Source organism: Actinomadura scrupuli (genome assembly GCF_050971785.1).
GTDB classification, from domain to species: domain Bacteria; phylum Actinomycetota; class Actinomycetes; order Streptosporangiales; family Streptosporangiaceae; genus Actinomadura_E; species Actinomadura_E scrupuli.
Window position 1 is genome coordinate 102,293 of sequence record NZ_JBPCCU010000002.1, and the last position, 15,818, is coordinate 118,110.

General features: G+C 71.3%; 9 protein-coding genes. 4 read left to right on the forward strand and 5 right to left on the reverse strand.

From position 1 onward, the window contains the following. Positions 1–146: 146 nt before the first annotated feature. Positions 147–2,897 (reverse strand): AAA family ATPase, encoded by a 2,751-nt coding sequence (locus tag ACRYCC_RS08185; protein WP_433810025.1) that lies wholly within the window; start codon positions 2,895–2,897, stop codon positions 147–149. Between the two features lie 246 nt (positions 2,898–3,143). On the opposite strand from ACRYCC_RS08185, the gene ACRYCC_RS08190 reads away from it, so the two are divergent. Further along, positions 3,144–4,376 carry a PucR family transcriptional regulator gene (locus ACRYCC_RS08190; protein WP_433810026.1) on the forward strand — a complete coding sequence of 411 codons (1,233 nt, stop codon included), beginning with the start codon at positions 3,144–3,146 and terminating at the stop codon, positions 4,374–4,376. 22 nt (positions 4,377–4,398) lie between these two features. Here ACRYCC_RS08190 and ACRYCC_RS08195 read toward each other — a convergent pair whose 3' ends face one another. Then, the gene (locus ACRYCC_RS08195; protein ID WP_433810027.1) at positions 4,399–5,424 is read right to left on the reverse strand and encodes an effector-associated domain 2-containing protein; all 1,026 of its coding nucleotides are present in this window, start codon (positions 5,422–5,424) and stop codon (positions 4,399–4,401) included. Between the two features lie 284 nt (positions 5,425–5,708). On the opposite strand from ACRYCC_RS08195, the gene fxsA reads away from it, so the two are divergent. The 3 genes from fxsA (at position 5,709) to ACRYCC_RS08210 (ending at position 8,979) form a co-directional block, all read left to right on the forward strand. Continuing rightward, positions 5,709–5,906 (forward strand): FxSxx-COOH cyclophane-containing RiPP peptide, encoded by a 198-nt coding sequence (gene fxsA, locus ACRYCC_RS08200; RefSeq protein WP_433810028.1) that lies wholly within the window; start codon positions 5,709–5,711, stop codon positions 5,904–5,906. A gap of 92 nt (positions 5,907–5,998) precedes the next feature. Then, entirely contained in the window at positions 5,999–7,165 is a 1,167-nt protein-coding gene (locus ACRYCC_RS08205) for an FxsB family cyclophane-forming radical SAM/SPASM peptide maturase (RefSeq protein ID WP_433810029.1), read from the forward strand. Then, positions 7,162–8,979 (forward strand): HEXXH motif domain-containing protein, encoded by a 1,818-nt coding sequence (locus tag ACRYCC_RS08210; RefSeq protein ID WP_433810030.1) that lies wholly within the window; start codon positions 7,162–7,164, stop codon positions 8,977–8,979. The genes ACRYCC_RS08205 and ACRYCC_RS08210 overlap by 4 nt, the downstream gene beginning before the upstream one ends. A 9-nt stretch (positions 8,980–8,988) precedes the next feature. Here the strand turns inward: ACRYCC_RS08210 and fxsT are convergent, their stop codons facing one another. Genes fxsT through ACRYCC_RS08225 form a run of 3 tightly spaced genes read right to left on the reverse strand, consistent with a single transcriptional unit; the run spans position 8,989 to position 15,688 of the window. Beyond that, positions 8,989–13,149 carry an FxSxx-COOH system tetratricopeptide repeat protein gene (fxsT, locus tag ACRYCC_RS08215; protein WP_433810031.1) on the reverse strand — a complete coding sequence of 1,387 codons (4,161 nt, stop codon included), beginning with the start codon at positions 13,147–13,149 and terminating at the stop codon, positions 8,989–8,991. Between the two features lie 47 nt (positions 13,150–13,196). Further along, positions 13,197–14,216: an AAA family ATPase gene (locus tag ACRYCC_RS08220; protein WP_433810032.1), complete on the reverse strand. Its 1,020-nt coding sequence runs from the start codon at positions 14,214–14,216 to the stop codon at positions 13,197–13,199. Positions 14,217–14,242: 26 nt separating this feature from the next. Next, positions 14,243–15,688: a VMAP-C domain-containing protein gene (locus tag ACRYCC_RS08225; RefSeq protein WP_433810033.1), complete on the reverse strand. Its 1,446-nt coding sequence runs from the start codon at positions 15,686–15,688 to the stop codon at positions 14,243–14,245. Positions 15,689–15,818: the final 130 nt, after the last annotated feature.

Below are 15,818 nucleotides of genomic sequence, written 5' to 3' on the forward strand. Positions count from 1 at the left end.
CGCGGCTCGGCTGCCGCATCGGTGAAATCGCCAGTCCCGTCCGGGCGCAGGTCGGCCGGCACGGTGCGGCGTGGAGCGTTCCATTCAGGGGCGTGGCGCCGGTGAGGTGCGGCTCGGTGAAGGGCGGCCGGTGAGGAGGGGGCCGGTCAGCGGAAGAAGCGTGACAGCTCCACCCGGGAGCGGATCTCGAGCCGGGTGAAGATGTTGCGCAGATGGTGGTCGACGGTGCGGGGGCTGAGGACGAGCTGCGCCGCGATCTCCCGGTTGGTGGCGCCCTCGGCCGCCATCCGGGCGATCTGCTGTTGCTGCGGGGTCAGGTCGACGCCGCTCGTCGACGCGGCCCGTTCCACGGTCTCCCCGGCGGCGCGCAACTCCGTACGGGCCCGTTCGGTCCACGGGTCCGCGTCGTAGTGCTGGAAGATCTGCAGGGCGTTACGGAGATGGTAACGGGCGGTCCGGGGCCGTCTGGCCCGGCGCAGCCAGAGCCCGAACAGCAGCTCCGTCCTGGCCAGCTCGAACGCCGAGCCGCCGCTGTGGTGCAGCCGCAACGCCTCGGTGAAGTGGCGTTCCGCCTCGGCTCCGGAGCCCGCCAGCAGCGCCTGGCAGCGCCGCGACAGCGCGAGCCGGGAGGAGCTCTGCGTGCTCGTCGCCCACTGGTCGAAGACCCGGCACGCCTGGACGGCGCTCTCGCGCTGGTCGCAGCGGAGGGCGGCCTCGACGTAGTGCGGTGCGGCCATGACCCGCACGACGGGATGGACGTGCCCGGTGCCCGTCATGAGCCGCAGCCTGGCCGCGGCGTCGGCGGGGCGGTCCTCCAGCAGTTCCAGGCAGGCGATCGCCCAGGACATGATCGCCTCGGGCCGTGCCAGCCCGCGTCTGGTCACCACCTCGGTGACGCTCTCCAGCCGCAGCAGCGCGCTCTCCCGGTCCCCCTGCAGCGCGGCCAGCAGCGCGAGCATGGCGAGGTGGTCGACGGCGCAGTTCTCCTGACCGGCCGCCCGGGCCAGCCGCAGGCCCTCCAGCGAGTCGGCGACGGCCGCCGGATAGCGGCCCAGCCAGAGCGCCGAGATCGCGAGGTAGTGCAGGGCCCAGGGGCGCGACGCGACATCCGGACCGCGGGCCCGGTTCACCGCCCGGCCGGCCAGCTCGTGGCCCAGCGGGTCGTCACCGGCGATGATGGCGGCCATGCTCCCCCAGATGGTGGCGGCGCAGTTCTCGGTGGTCTCGGCCAGCTTCACCAGCCGGTGCAGGGGCTCGGACGAATCGGTGTGCCGCCCCTGGAACGACGCGGCCGTCCCCTCGAAGTGCTCGAACAGCAGCTCGAGGTCCGGATGCTCGTCCGGCTCGCGCAGCGCCGCCGCGCGTTCCGCGATCGTCAGATAACCGGCCAGGTCCCCGGCCAGGCAGCTCGCCTCCCCCGCGTACGCCAGTGCGGTGACCGCGAGCCCGCGATCGGCGCGCAGCAGCCCGTCCGCCGCCTCCAGCAGGATGCGGCGTGCCGTCGACGGCACGCCGTCCCGGAGTTCGATCTCACCCCGGAGCAGGTCGGCCCGCCCGCGCAGTTCTTCGGAGTCGGCGCCGGCGAGCACCTGCCGGACCAGCGCCCGCGCCTCCCGGGGCCGGCCGGCCAGCCAGGAGTCGGTCGCCGCGGCGAGGAGGTCGTGCGCCCGGCCGGCGGGATCGGGCGTCAGCGCGGCCGCGCGCCGCCAGGCCCGCGCGGAGTCGGCGTAGTGCCCGGACTCCCGGGCGACCGCCGCCGCGGCGCGCAGTTCCCCGCCGAGATGGGTGCTCGGCTCACCGGCCAGCGCCACCTGGTGCCAGACCCGCCGCAGCCGGTGGTGGTCCTGGTCCAGGACCTGGGCCAGCAGGTTGTGGACGGCGTGGCGTTCCGCCAGCGGCGCGTCAGCGTACAGGGCCGTGCGGATCAGCGGATTCGGCACGTCGACGTGGTTGCCGTCGACCCGGATGAGGCCCCGGGCGCGGGCGGGTTCCAGCTCGCCCAGGTCGAGGCCGGCCGCGGCCGCGGCGCGGGCCAGGATGTCGGCGTCCAGGGCGTCGTCGGCGACCGCCAGCAGGACCAGCAGCCGGGCGTCGGTGGACAGCCGGAAGAACCGCCGCCGGTAGATCGCGCGCAGCCTGCTGTACGGAGGCAGCGACTCGGGAGGCGGCTCCTCGCCGGAGAGCTGCCCTGGCGTCAGCGCCGCCCCGAGCTCCACCAGGCCCAGCGGATTTCCGGCGGAGAGCTCGACCAGTCCGGCGCACAGGTCCTCGGGGAGCCCGTCGGTGACCTGGTCGGCCAGGATCTGCCTGCTCGCCGCCGCGTCCAGGGGCGGCAGCGGCAACCGGGGGATCTCGGCGAGCCGGTCGCGTTCCGGAGTGGTCACGTGCTCGTTGTGCGCGGCGAACAGCATGAGGATCGGGGCCGAGCCGAGTCTCCGTGCGGTGAAGGCCAGGGCCTCCAGCGACGGCCGGTCCAGCCAGTGCACGTCGTCGGCCCAGCACAGGACCGGCCGGTCCCGCGCCACCTCCGCCAGCAGCCGGTGTACGGCGCCGTAGAGCGTGCAGGCGTCCTCCTCCTCGCCGGCCTCTTCCCTCAGGGAGGCCAGGGCCGCGGCCTGTGGCCGGGGCAGCCGGCCGATCCGGTCCGTCACCGGGGCCAGGAGCCGGTTCAGCCCGGCGAAGGCGAGCCCGGACTCCGGCCGGATCCCGCGGATCCCCAGTATCCGGAAGTCCGGGTCGGCCCGGCGCACCGTCCACTCCAGCAGGGCGGAGCGTCCCATACCCGGCTCGGTCAGGAGGGCCAGCGCACCGCCCTGCCCGGAGCGCGCCCGGTCGAGCAGTTCGTCCAGCACTTCCAGCTGACGATCACGTCCACGCAGTACGACCTGTGACTCCATCCTGAGCTCTTCCGTGTCGTAGGCGCCCTCGCTTCGAATACGGGACCGTTGGCACAGAGCAACACGCGGCGGCCTCCGGGTCCAGAGGCGGTGGTCAACTGAGGGAGCGGACGCAACCAGGCCGGGCCCGGATTGGGCTGGCGCACAGTGGCCGCACGTCTGTTCATCGCCGGACCGCGATGACACCATGAGCGCCACACCGATGCCTCTGGAAACGCCTCTGGAACTCCCCCTGGAAGGTGACACGTGGCAGTCCTGGCACCCTCCCCGGAGCACAGCGATCGCGCGATCATGCAGCGGGCCGTACTGCGCCTGCGTGCTCGCCTCCCGGAGCTCGCCGACCAGCTCGTCACGGAGATCCTCAGCGGTGAGGGTCACGGCCGGCCGGCGGAGCTCAGCCTGGACCTGCGGGAGATGTGCCACGAAGGCCTGTCCCGCGGTCTGGACGCGGTGCTCGGCATGGGCGGGCCGCGGGCCGATCTGCGCTGGGCCGAGGAGATCGGCCGGCGCCGGGCCGAGCAGGGCCTGCCACTGGACCGGCTGCTCCGCTCCTACCGTCTCGCCGGCTCGGTGTACTGGGAGAACATCGTCGCGACCGTGAGCGAGAACGAGCCCGACCATGTGCCCGTGCTGCTGCGCCACGCCACGCGTACCTGGCACACCATCGACCAGCAGTCCACCACGGCGGCGGAGGCCTACCACCGGGCCGAGTACCAGTTGCTGCGCCGCAGCGAGGAACGCGTCAGCGCCCTCCTGGACGCCCTGCTCGACGGCCGCGGCTCGGACGGCGGCCTCGCCTCGACCGCGGCGAGCATGCTCGAACTCCCGCTGCACGGCCGGTACGCGGTGGTCGTGCTCCGGTTGAGCCGGCGGGACGCCCTGGACCAGCGGCTGCCCGGCGGCTCCTCCGACGGCATGCGCATTCTGTGGCGCATGCGAGCCGACATGCAGGTGGGCGTGGTCGGCCTCGGCTCCGCCACGCTCGACGACCTCGTCGGGGCGCTACGGCCCGGCCTGCACGGCCACCTCGGGGTCAGCACCGTCGTGGACGCCCTGGCCGACCTCGGCAGGGCCCGCTGGCTGGCCGAGCTGGCACTGCGCACCTGCACCGCCCCCGGGCCGGAGATCGCCCGGCTCGACCAGCGGCTGCCGGGTGCGCTGATGGTCTCCCAGCCCGAACTGGCCAGGCATCTCAGCCAGGAGGTGCTCGGCGGCCTCGTCGCGATGGACGCGGCGCTCAGCGACCTGCTGTTCGCCACCCTCACCACGTGGATCGAGTGCGACGGCTCGGCGGTCCGCGCGGCGGAGCGGCTGTACTGCCACCGCAACACCGTGCTCAACCGCCTCCGCCGGCTGGAGAAGGCCACCGGCCGATCGCTGACCCGCCCGCTCGACCTGGCCGAACTGGTCCTCGCCTCGAACGCGTTCCGCATCTACGGCCGCGACCCCACCCCGGACGGCGTCACCGACCTGCTCTGAACGGCTGCCAGGACCGGCCGGGTCAGTCCGCACCCGCCGGGGGCAGGATGCGGGCGATCGTCTGCTCCAGCCTGTAGACGGGCAGCGAATCGCCCGCGAAGCGCTTGATCGTGGTGAGCAGCTCCTGCAGGCCACCCGGGTAGTCCAGGCAGGTACGGACGATGGAGAACAGGTCGGGGCGCGCCTGGGAGTGCCGGGGGATCATGCCGGCGATCTCCATGCGGAGAGCGCCGACGACCTGCTCCCTGCCCCGCTCCGAGGCCATCATGGACACCTCCAGCAGGCTGTCGACCAGTTCGAAGAGGGTCATCGGGTCGTCGAACGCGGATCTGGCCGCGGACCTGGTCGTCCCCCGCCGGCGGGGGTCGGTGCTGCTCGCGGGCTCCATCTGCGCAGATGGCTCCGGCGTGGTGTCCGGTGACGGCTCCGCCCGGGGTGCGTTCGGCCCCGGCACCCTGATCCAGGCCGTCGACGCCGTCTCCTTCACCGAGATGCCGACCTTGTGGTATTCGCCCGGGTCGATCAGGCCCCGGCCGTGCCGGACCACGTCGTCGTACACCTGCTGGGACACGATCAGGGCGAGGTGGGAACCCGAGGCCCGGAGCGCGTCCTTGAACGGCTGGGCGTCGAGGATCCGGAACGTGTGGTTCACCGCCGTGCTGACGATCCCCCGGCCGTCCCAGTGCGCCTCCCCGGTGTGCACCGCGACCCGCAGCCTGATCTGCGCCGTTTCGCTGGAGACCTCGTTGTAGTGCCGCAGCTCGGCGCGCAGCCGGTCCACCACGGAGGTGACCAGCCGCTCCGTCGCCACGTCGGGCGGCACGATGACCATTACCCCATCGCCGCGGTCCTCGTGGTAGCAGCCGTCGAGCGGAATCTCCGACTTCTGGAAGCTCGACTCCAGGCCCTGGTACAGCGCCTTGTGCATGTGCTCCCGGACGTGATCGTTACGGGAGGTGTTCCCGAAGGCGTCGATATCGCAGGCGAAGACGGCACAGTGCCCGGCGGGGCGCCATTCCGGGGAAGGTGTGGCGGCGGACTCCGGCATGTGAACGGCGGCTCCCCCTCGTCGTGGTGAACCTCTTCACTGTGCCGCTCGCCGCCGCTCCGGGCAAGGGCGTGCCCGGCGTCCTGACGGGCGGGCTGATACGGCATGGACACAGCTTCGGCCGGTACCCAGGATCATCAGGTTTCCCAGCTATTCCCGTGGTTAGATCAGCAACAGAGGTCCGGTATCGCCACGCCCATCTCATCCGCCGGATCACCTTGGTCGGCACGGGGTCGGTCGGCAACGGGTTTCGTCACCTGGCATTCATGAGGGGAGACCGTTCAGTGGGGGACACGGACGACGAGGTCCAGTCGGTGCTGATCGACGTGAGCGGGCTCTCCCTGCAGCAGATTCGATCACTGGACGGAAAGGTGCTGGGCGAGGCGCTCCAGCGCATCCACGCGGAGGCGGCGAACCCTCGCGAGGCCGTGGCGGGATTCAGCAACGTCATGCCACCGGTCGACAGCGGGGACCGGGCCTGACGGCGTAAGCTCCAGCAGTGCCCTCAAGCACAGAGAATGAGAGCGGCCCCATAGGGCCGGAATGGCCGAGCCAGGGTTTGGACATCGTCCGGATGGAAGACGCCGGATGGCAGCCGGTTCCGTTCCGGGAATTCGTTCTGAAAATCCACAGCCGGTGCAATCTCGCCTGCGATTACTGCTACGTCTACGAGGCCGCGGACCAGAGCTGGCGCTCCCGGCCTCGGCGGATGTCCCCGGACACCCTGCGGCAGGCGGCGGGCCGCATGGCGCGGCATGCGGAAACCCACGGGCTCGCCGACATCGAGGTCGTTCTCCACGGCGGTGAACCGCTGATGGCCGGTGACGCCTTCATCGACTTCGCGGCGCGTGAACTGCGCGCCGCGATGCCGTCGACGTGCCGCCCCGGCATCAGCACGCAGACCAACGGGGTCCTGCTCACCGAACCGACGCTGGCGGTGCTGGACTCCCACGACATCGGTGTGTGCGTGAGTCTCGACGGCGACCGCGCGGCACACGACCGCCACCGCCGAGGCGCGAACGGCCGAGGTAGCCATGCCGCGGTGATGCGCGGCCTGGGCCTGCTCACCGAGCGTCATCGTCGCCTCTACCGTGGTCTGCTCTGCACCATCGACCTGACCAACGATCCGGTCGCCACCTACGAGGCGCTGCTGGAGTCCGGCCCGCCACGGGTGGACTTCCTGCTCCCCCACGGGACCTGGTCGGCACCGCCCCCCGGCCGTGACCCGGGTGAACCGGCCCGGACCCCGTACGCCGACTGGCTCATCTCGGTCTTCGACCGCTGGTACGACACGACCACCCGCGAGACCGGCATCCGGTTCTTCGAAGAGATCATGAACCTCGTGCTCGGCGGTCAGAGCCGCAGCGAGAGCATCGGTCTTTCCCCCGTCGCGCTGGTGGTCGTCGACACGGACGGCACACTGCAGCAGGTCGACACGCTCAAGACATCGTTCCCCGGAGCTCCGGAGACCGGGCTCACGGTCGCCGAACACGACTTCGACGAAGCGCTCCGGCATCCGGGAGTCGTCGCCCGGCAGATCGGTCTGTCCGCACTGTGCGCCGAGTGCCTGGACTGCTCCCTGCGCCGGGTCTGCGGCGGCGGCACCTACACGCACCGCTACCGGCAGGGCCGTGGTTTTCGCAATCCATCGGTGTACTGCCCGGACCTCAAGAAGATCATCGGCCACATCAGCGGACGGCTCCGCCGCGACCTCGACCGTTTCTCAGGACAGTCCAGTTGATCGGGAAGCACCACCTGTCCGCTGCCATGTTCGATGCCCTCGCGGCCGGGCGGGGTGACGCGGCGACCGTGGAGATGCTGTGGAACGCCCAGCTCAGCAAGCATCTCCTCCGGCTCCGCGCGCTGCTCGAGCTACCGAGATCGCTGGACCCGGACGCCTTCGACCTGCTGGCCCAGGTGCAGAACGAAGCGCCGGAGACCGTCGCCGGGCTTCTGCGGTACCCGCACGTCGCCGCCTGGTCCGCGGCATGTCTGCGGCGGATGCACGACTCCCATGACGACGGCGACGGTATCGACGCCGACCTCGCGCATCTCGGCGGCATCGCCGCCGCCGCGGCCGTTCGCGCCGGACTGGAGTTCACCGCGACGATCGCCGTGCGCGGCGGTATCGCGACCCTTCCGACGCTCGGGAGCGCCGAGGTGGGGCCGGGCACCTTCGACGGCACCGCCCTCGTGCGCTCGGGCCCGCACGGAGTGGAGGTCCGCACGGCGCACCGCACGGTCACGCTGCCGGCCGACCCGCAGGCCGACGCGCCGGGCTGGCGTGGGCTGCGCCGGCTGCGGGCCGTCCAGGACGGGCATGTCCTCGAGGTCTGCCTCGACGACCTCGACCCCTTCCGGGACAATCACCGGCTCGGACCCGCGCCACGGCTGGACGAGCAGACCGTGCGGAGGTGGCGGCGGGCCCTGGACGGCGCCTGGTCGATACTCGTACGGCACCATCCCGCGCGGGCGGAGGCGATCGCGGCGGGGCTGACCGCCTTCGTGCCCCTCGCGACCGAGGGAGGACAGCGGGGGCTCAGCGCCACCAGCGCCGACGCCCCGGGCGCTGTCGCCATCACTCCGCCGGGCGACCCACTGCTGCTCGCGGAGTCACTCGTCCACGAGTTCCAGCACGCCAAGCTGTGCGCCGTCCTCGACCTCGTCCCCCTCTACACCACCCGGCAGGGCGAGCGCTTCTACGCTCCCTGGCGGGACGACCCCAGGCCGCTGGGCGGCCTGCTCCAGGGCGCCTACGCCCATCTGGGCGTGATCGATTTCTGGGGGCGCCAGCAGCGCATCCTGGTGGACGACGAGGCGGCGTTCGCCCAGTACGCGTTCGCTCTGTGGCGTGACCAGACACTCCGGGCCATCCGTGCGATCGAGGATTCGGGTCGCCTCACCCCGGTGGGGGCCAGGTTCGTCGCCGGAATGCGGGCGGCGGTGGAACAGTGGACGGACACTCCGGTGGCGCCCGAGTCACGGGAACAGGCGGAGGACGCCGCCGCCGACCACCGGCTCACCTGGCGGCTGCGTCACCTGCGCCACGATCCCGGCGCCGTCGACCGGCTCGCCAGATCGTGGCCGGCGGGGACACCACCGCCGATGCCCGGACCCGCCGAGCTCATGACCTCCGAGCTCTCCCCCGGGACGCCGGGTGCCCGGGCGGAGCTGCGCCATCTCCGGTTGCGATACCCGGCCGACTTCCGGCGCCTGTACGCCTCCCGCGGAACGTCCCGCTCGAACGCGGACGAGGCCGACCTCGCCCAGGTGGGCGGGGACTTCGCGGCGGCCATGAAGGGACACGGCGCCCGGCTGGCCGTCGACCCGCACGATGACGAGGCCTGGTCCGGGCTGGCCGTCTCCGCCTGGCGCGGTGGTGCCGGTGCGGCCGCCCAGGTGCTCTCCACGCTCCCCGAGCTGGTGGCGACGGTCCATCGGAGGATCGGCGAACTCGGTGCCGGTGCACCGGATCCGCTGGAGCTGGCGAGCTGGCTGGAGCCCACGGTCCGCACGACCCCGCGGTCGTGGACCGCTTCGGCCGGATCGGCCTGACGGGCTCGCTCAGAGCGGGATCGGCTCGATGACGCACTCCAGGAGCCTGCCTTCGGCGGCCGCTCTCGCCTCCGGATGGTCCCGGCCGAGGATGAGGCGAAGGGCGGCGACCGGATCCGGGCTGGTGTCCTCACGGTCCAGCGCCCTACTGATCACTCTGTGATTGTGCGAGCAGGCCAGGGTGTAGACGTGGTCCGCTCCGTAGCGGGCGCGGAAGCGTTCCAGCACCTCCCGCGAGCGGCTGTGCGCGGCCTCCAACCGGCCCATCCGGTAGAGGTCGTGGACCAGGCCGACAGAACAGCACAGCGAGTAGTAGTGATCGGCGCCCAGGCTGTGGTGCAGGGCGCCCAGCGCGGCGTCGTCGACGACCCGCGCGGCCTCATGACCGCCCAGCGCCCTCAGCGTGAGGGCGTAGTCCGCGGCACAGGCGTGGACGAACGGGTGGTTGATGCCCATGACCCTTCGGTAACCGGTCAGTGCGGCTTCGCTGAGTTGGCGGGCGCGTTCCAGGTCACCGGTCACCACGCAGGCCATCGCCAGACCACGCCGGGCGGCCAGGGTGTCGGGGTGGTTCTCGCCGAACCGGCGCAGGTGCAACCGGAACGTGTCCTCGGCCATGCTCCTGGCCTCGTCGTAGGCACCCTGTCTGCGGAGCGTCACCGAGTGGCTCATCTCCGCGTGCAGGACGAAGGCGTGGTCGGGGCCGAGCGACCTGTGCATGCTCTCCAGCCCGTCCCTTTGCAGGGTCGCGGCCTCGTGGTACCGGCCCAGCCCATGCAGATCGCGAGCCACCTGGTTCATGGCCAGCAGGGTGTTGCGGTTCACCTCGCCCAGCCGGCCCTTCAGCCGCTCCAGCGAGTCCGCGTCTATCTCGTAGGCCTGCCGGAACTCGCCCAGCAGGCGCAGGCCGATGCCCACGTTGTTGGCGGTCCGGAGCGTCTCCACATGGTCTCGTCCGAACATCCGCAGCATCCGGCGCATGGTGTCCTGGTCCAGTCTCAGCGCCTCGGTGAAGTCTCCGCGCAACCGCAGGTCGGCCCCCACGCTGCGCGCGGTGAGCATGGTCACGAGGTGGTCGGGACCGAATCTGTCATTCGTATGGCGGAGTATCTCTGCATTGAGAGCGCCGGCCGCCGCCAGGTCGCCCAGAGCGCGCAGCACGTTGCCGAGCTCCCATCCGGCTCTGAGCACCGAACCGTCGTCGGGCCCCAGATCCTCACGCCATCGGGCCAGCGCGATCTCACCGAGCACCCGGCTGCCCTCGAAGTCGCCGAGGAAGTACAGGTACCGCATCTGGTCCAGCGCCACTCCCCTGACGTCGGTGGTCGAGCCACCGATGACGCCGGCCAGCACGACGTGCGGAGCGATCTCCGCTCTTCGGCCCCAGGTCGTCTCGTCGTCCGGCGGGGCCGACGGGGTGGCGGCGGCCAGGATCCGATGGACCCGGTCCTGCACGAGCCGGTGCTCCTCCGCGGAGAGCCCGGCCTGCAGGATCGTCCGCACGAGCCGGTGCACCTGCAGGCTCACCGCCTCCGGGTCGAAGCGGCCCAGGGCGTAACGGTTGATGTCCCGCATCGCCTGACGCAGCAGGTCCCCGTCGGCCAGGAGCTCCTTGAGGGGAGCGGGGAGCTGGGCTTCGGCCCCGGCGGACAGCAGACCTTCGGAGACCGGCTCGGGCCCGAAGAAGGCCCAGAGCTCGAGCAGCCGTCCGGCCGCGGGCGACTCCTCCCGCAGCCGCTCGAAGGCCAGACCCAGGGTCGCCGCCAGTTCAGCGGGATAGTCGGCCGGCAGGTTCTCGTCGGACTCGTCCTGGAGCCGGTGGTCCAGCAGGCTCAGGTACTCCTCGGGCGAACTGCCCGTCTCCGCCTGCCAGGCCGCGGCCTGCTCGACGGCCAGGGGCAGGTCGCCGAGCCGGTCGGCGAGCCGGTCCGCCTCGGCCGCGGTGAGCCGGGGCACCCGGCGGCGGAGCAGCGCGGTGCTCTCCGGCCGCTCGAACACGCCCACCTCGTTGGTGATCGCCTGTCGTGCCCACCGCCGGTCCCGAGAGGTGATGAGCACATGGCCGGTGGGAACGGGGGTGGTCAGCCGATCGGCCGGTGAGCCCGCGGAGATGGGCATGAGCGGGACGAGCTCGTCAGGGTCGGTGGCGTTGTCGTAGATGAGCAGCCAGCGCCGGTAGGGGCGGCCCGACCGCAGTGCGTCCAGCACGTGCTCGACGGTGCGATTGATGTCGTCGCTCAGCGGTGTGCCGAGCTGGCGTGCCAGCAGGGCCAGTGACGACCTGGCCAGAGTGATCTGCTCGGCGGGGATCCACCAGACGAGGTCGTAGTCCCCGCTGTACCGGTAGGCGTACTCGACGGCCAGCTGTGACTTGCCCTGCCCGCCCAGCCCATGGGGCCCGTGCGGCACCAGAGCGGTGACCGCGTCGGTCAGTCTCTCCCGGACCGCGCGGAGCAGGTCGTCGCGGCCGGTGAAGACGGGATTGCGCGGCGGCAGCCCGCCGCCGAACACCGGTCCCCCGTGGGTGCGCGCCTCCTCGTCCACGGCGACCGTGTCATCGGCGCTCTCGTCAGCGTCCCGGCGGGCGTCCTGGCCGGTGTCCTCCTGGTCAGGACCGGGCGGCAGGGCGCCTTCCCGCGGAGGTGCGGCACCGTCGGGACCGGCCGCCGACTGGCTGGCCAGCCGTTCGGCGATCTCCGCGTAGCGGCCACCGAGACGGGCCAGCACCCGTGCCGCGACCTGGGCGAAAGGCGGGTCCTGCCGCAGATCCTCGTCACCGTGCTGGACGGCCTTCAGCAGGGCGGGGAAGTCGAGCGCCGAACCCCACCTGCCCCGGATGACCTCCCATACCCTCCGCAGGACGGCCATCGCCTCGCCACGGTGCAGGCTGCCGAGCAGCACGTCGCGTACGCCGTCGTGGAACTCGTAGGCGACGTCGTCGGACCCGGCGACGGGATCGGCCTTCTTCAGCAGATCGCTGAGGAAGACCTCGGCCAGATGCGCGGAGGTCGATTCCGGGATCATCGCGTGCTGGACCAGGCGCATCACCGGAAGGCGGAGCGGCGCGGCGGCCAGGTAACCGGCCAGCCGGAACGCCGTCGGAGACGAGCCGGCCCGGAACCGGGAGACCCGCTCCATCGGCGTCAGGTCCACCGCGTTGTCGTCCTCCGGAGCCTTGGCGACCGGCAGCCCGGTGAACATGGCCATGCCGTCGATCTGGCGGGAGCCGCCGCCCACGAGCTCCGCCCAGGGGCGCACCCACCGAGGTTCCAGCTCCATGACCGGAATGGCGACGCCGGGCGGTGTCTCGGCCTCGTTGCGGGCTCGCACCACCAGCCGGTCGTTCGGCAGCCCGGCCTGGGCGGCCTTGATCCGGACGGCCTCCACAGCGAACCCGCAACGCCACCACAGCCGCTGCGGCAGCGGCTGCACGATCGCCACCGGTCCCGCCTTCGCCCAACGCTCGAGCAACGAGGCGGCCCGTCCGTCTCCCCATGCTCGGCCGATGCAGTCGCTGAAGACCAGCACCACCCGCCTGTGCGTAGGGTCGATCAGCTCATCGGGGCTCCGGCCCGAACCGCCCGCAACGGCTCCCGTGCGCAGGACGAGCTTCTCGTCATCGGTGTTCACCCGCCATACGCGGACGTCGCGGAAGGCCGCCAGCTGTTCCAGCACGGCCTGGAGCTCGCTCACCGTCCGATGCCAGACGATCATGGAGGCGCTGTCGTCCACGACGAGCGCCAGGTCCAGCCACCGCTCCGGGGCCGGCCACATCTCCGGCTGCCAGATGCGGGTCTCCGCGATCCGCTGCGCGGTCGCCTCCTCGTTCAGATACCGCACCGTACGGGAGGACGCGGCCACCCGCAGCGGACGCAGGGCACGCGCGAGGCTGAGGGCACGGGGTATCGCGGGAACCGCCGGGCTGCGCACGAGATTCGGGGCGGCGGACGACTGCGGAGCGATGTGCAAAGTGGCCTGGGCGATCGCCACCGCCGGCGCGGCGATCTCGCCGAGCGTGCCCCGATGCGCGCCGGGCGGCTCGGCCGGCGGGGGCTCGGCCACGGTGTCGGGCTCGGACCCCTGCGCGCCGGTCGTCTCCGTCTCCTCGATGACGGTCCCGTACGAGGGAAGCCTGCGGGCCAGCCAGAGAGCGTCCGCCAGTTCTTCCACGGTGGGCTGAGGATCAAGCGCGCCAAGGGTCTCGATCAGTCGGCGGATCATCCTGGTCCGGTGGCGTCCAGCGGACGCAGAACCGCTTTGATGAGCTCCTGCAGCGTCGTCTCGGGCGGACGGGAGCCGGAGGTGCACAGATAGACGGCGTTCAGCAGCTGATCGGTCGCCAGATCTCCATGGTCGCGGCGGCTCAGGAACTGGCGGATCAGCTCCGCGCTCGCCGCCCGCGCGTCGTCGCCCAGGTGCGCCTCGACGATGTCGGCGAGCTGCTCGGGACTCGGGGGCTGGATCTCCAGCCGCACACAACGGCGCAGGAAGGCGGGCGGGAACTCCCGCTCGCCGTTGCTGGTGATGATCACTACCGGGAAGGCCGTGCACTGCACCCGGCCTCGCCTGACCGGCACCGGGGTCGTGCCGTCCGCGGTCATGACGTGGACCACGGCCTGGTCCTTCGGGAGACGTTCGAGCTCGGGGATCGTGTAGCGGCCCTCCTCGAAGACGTTGAGCAGGTCGTTGGGAAGGTCGATGTCGCTCTTGTCGAGTTCGTCGATCAGGAGCACCCGGGGATGGGCCTGTGGCAGCAGCGCCGTGCCCAGGGGCCCGAGATGGATGTAGCGCCCGATCTCGGGGGCGTCGACCGGGTCGCCGGGCGTGGCGGCCTGCCACAGGCTGGTCTCGTGCAGCCGGCCGATGGCGTCGTACCGGTACAGGCCCTGCTCCAGCGTGGCCCGGCTGGTGATCGGCCAGTGCAGCACGCGTCCGAGGCCGAGCTCGTAGGCGACGTTGTAGGCGAGCATCGACTTCCCGGTGCCGGGCTTACCGGTCACCAGCAGAGGACGGCGCAGGTGCAGCGCGACGTTCACCATGTTGATCACATGCGGATCCGCCCGGTACGAGATGGCCCGCTCGACTGCGCCGAGCCGGCTCTCCTGGTCGGAATCCTCATGGTCGAACCGGCGCCACGGCGGCGGCTCCGGCAGACCTTCCAGCCGCTGGTGCGGCGTGCCGTCACCACGGTAGATCAACCAGTCGTCGTTCCGACCGCCCTGTGTCGGCTCCGTCATCGTCACGGACTTCCTCCCTCGGTCGCTCAGGCCGGCGCGTTCAGCCGGACATAGGGCTCAGGCAGCCGGTCGGCATCGTCGAAGATGAGTGTCAGGTGAAGACCCAGATGGTCATCGCGGGAGTCCGCATCCGACGCCAGCAGAGCCTGCCGGCGCAGCGTGAGCACGTTCTCCGGCAGCGCCAGCACACCCATGTCCAGTAGTTCCTGGAACTCCGCGGCGAAGCGCTCGGGATCGCGTCCCTCGCGGCACCAGGCCACGATGGGCGTACCGGCCTGAAGGCCGATCCGAAGCTCGTCGGGTGGCTCGACCCGCTCGAGATGCGGAGGAAACGACATCGCCACGCAGACCGAGGAGGGCTCGGACAGCAGCATGTTGTAAAGGCTCTCACCGCCGTACTGCCCGCGTTGTGTCACCCAGCACACCGTCGCCTCGCCGGGATTGTCGCGAAGCCAGTTCCACTTGCGGCGCCAGTGATGATGGAAGGCCTGTCTGCGGAGCCGTTCGAGACTGCGCACGACGACCGGGTACTCGATTCCGAGCCGGCGTTCCAGCCCGTCTACCGTGATCCGGAGCTGATCGAGCGGGGTCCCCAGCAGGCTGCGGGGAAGCACGAACTCCACGGTCAGTTCCGGGGTAGGACGGTTGATCACCTGGTCGTTCTCGGTCAGCAACTCGGTGATGAGAAGGGGCAGGCCGGCGAACGTGAGCGGATCATCGTCATCGCATCGCAGCATGGCGCCGTGCTCACCGTCGAACTGCAGCCACACCGACGTCAGGAAGCGATCGGGAACCGCGCCGTCCGGCCGGAACTCGATGACCAGGTAGGTGCGTGTCCGGCCGGCCGGCAGGATTCCGGCGGGTCCCTGATGAAGCCTGTGCACGGCCGACGGCTGCAACCCGAGCCGGTCGGCGACCCGGCTCGCCCACTCGTGCAGGGCGGCGGCCGAGGCGTCGTCGACGTGCGCCGCGAGGTCTTCGATGAACCTGAGCAGCGGCGGGACGCCGTCCGTGCCCACGTTCACGTCCTCCAGCTGGGCGACGATGCCACGAAGGCTGGTGATGCCGTTGTCCAACGGGGGCCCGAAGGGGCCTACGGCGTCCCGGTAGAAGGCCTGGATCGCGGCGGGGCGGGAGGCCGCCGGCCGCCCTCTGCCGATCGCGTGGACAAGGCGGTGCAACTCCTGGCGCTCCGGTGCGCGGAGCAGCGGCTCCGGCAGCAATTCCTCGACCAGTTCGCGGATTTCCATCATGGGAACACTGCCCTGATGGAACTTCTCGATGACGGACAACAGGGTGTGAAGCGCTCCCGAGTAGGCGAGGCACGAGTCGACCAAACGCCAAATATCTTGCATGTCGCGCTCGTCCCGCGTCAGCGGCAGGGGATGCCCCAGCCGCCGCTCCAACAAGGAGATGTAGAAGTCGCGCCCACTGCGTTTCCGCAGGTCATCGAGGCCCCACAAGGCGGACACGAGTCGTGACTGATCATCCACCCCCAGCGACCGAGCCACTCGTAGCCTCATCCCCTCGGAATGCCGAACGGCAGTAGTGCCCCCTATTGTTGGGCATATCGTACGCGTTAGGCGAGATTCAGTGTGAGGC

Excerpts from the sequence above, each read along its gene's own strand:
- ACRYCC_RS08195 (WP_433810027.1), bottom strand. The coding sequence starts at position 5,424 with ATGCCGGAGTCCGCCGCCACACCTTCCCCGGAATGGCGCCCCGCCGGG.
- ACRYCC_RS08205 (WP_433810029.1), top strand. The coding sequence starts at position 5,999 with ATGGAAGACGCCGGATGGCAGCCGGTTCCGTTCCGGGAATTCGTTCTG.
- ACRYCC_RS08185 (WP_433810025.1), bottom strand. The coding sequence starts at position 2,897 with ATGGAGTCACAGGTCGTACTGCGTGGACGTGATCGTCAGCTGGAAGTG.
- ACRYCC_RS08220 (WP_433810032.1), bottom strand. The coding sequence starts at position 14,216 with ATGACGGAGCCGACACAGGGCGGTCGGAACGACGACTGGTTGATCTAC.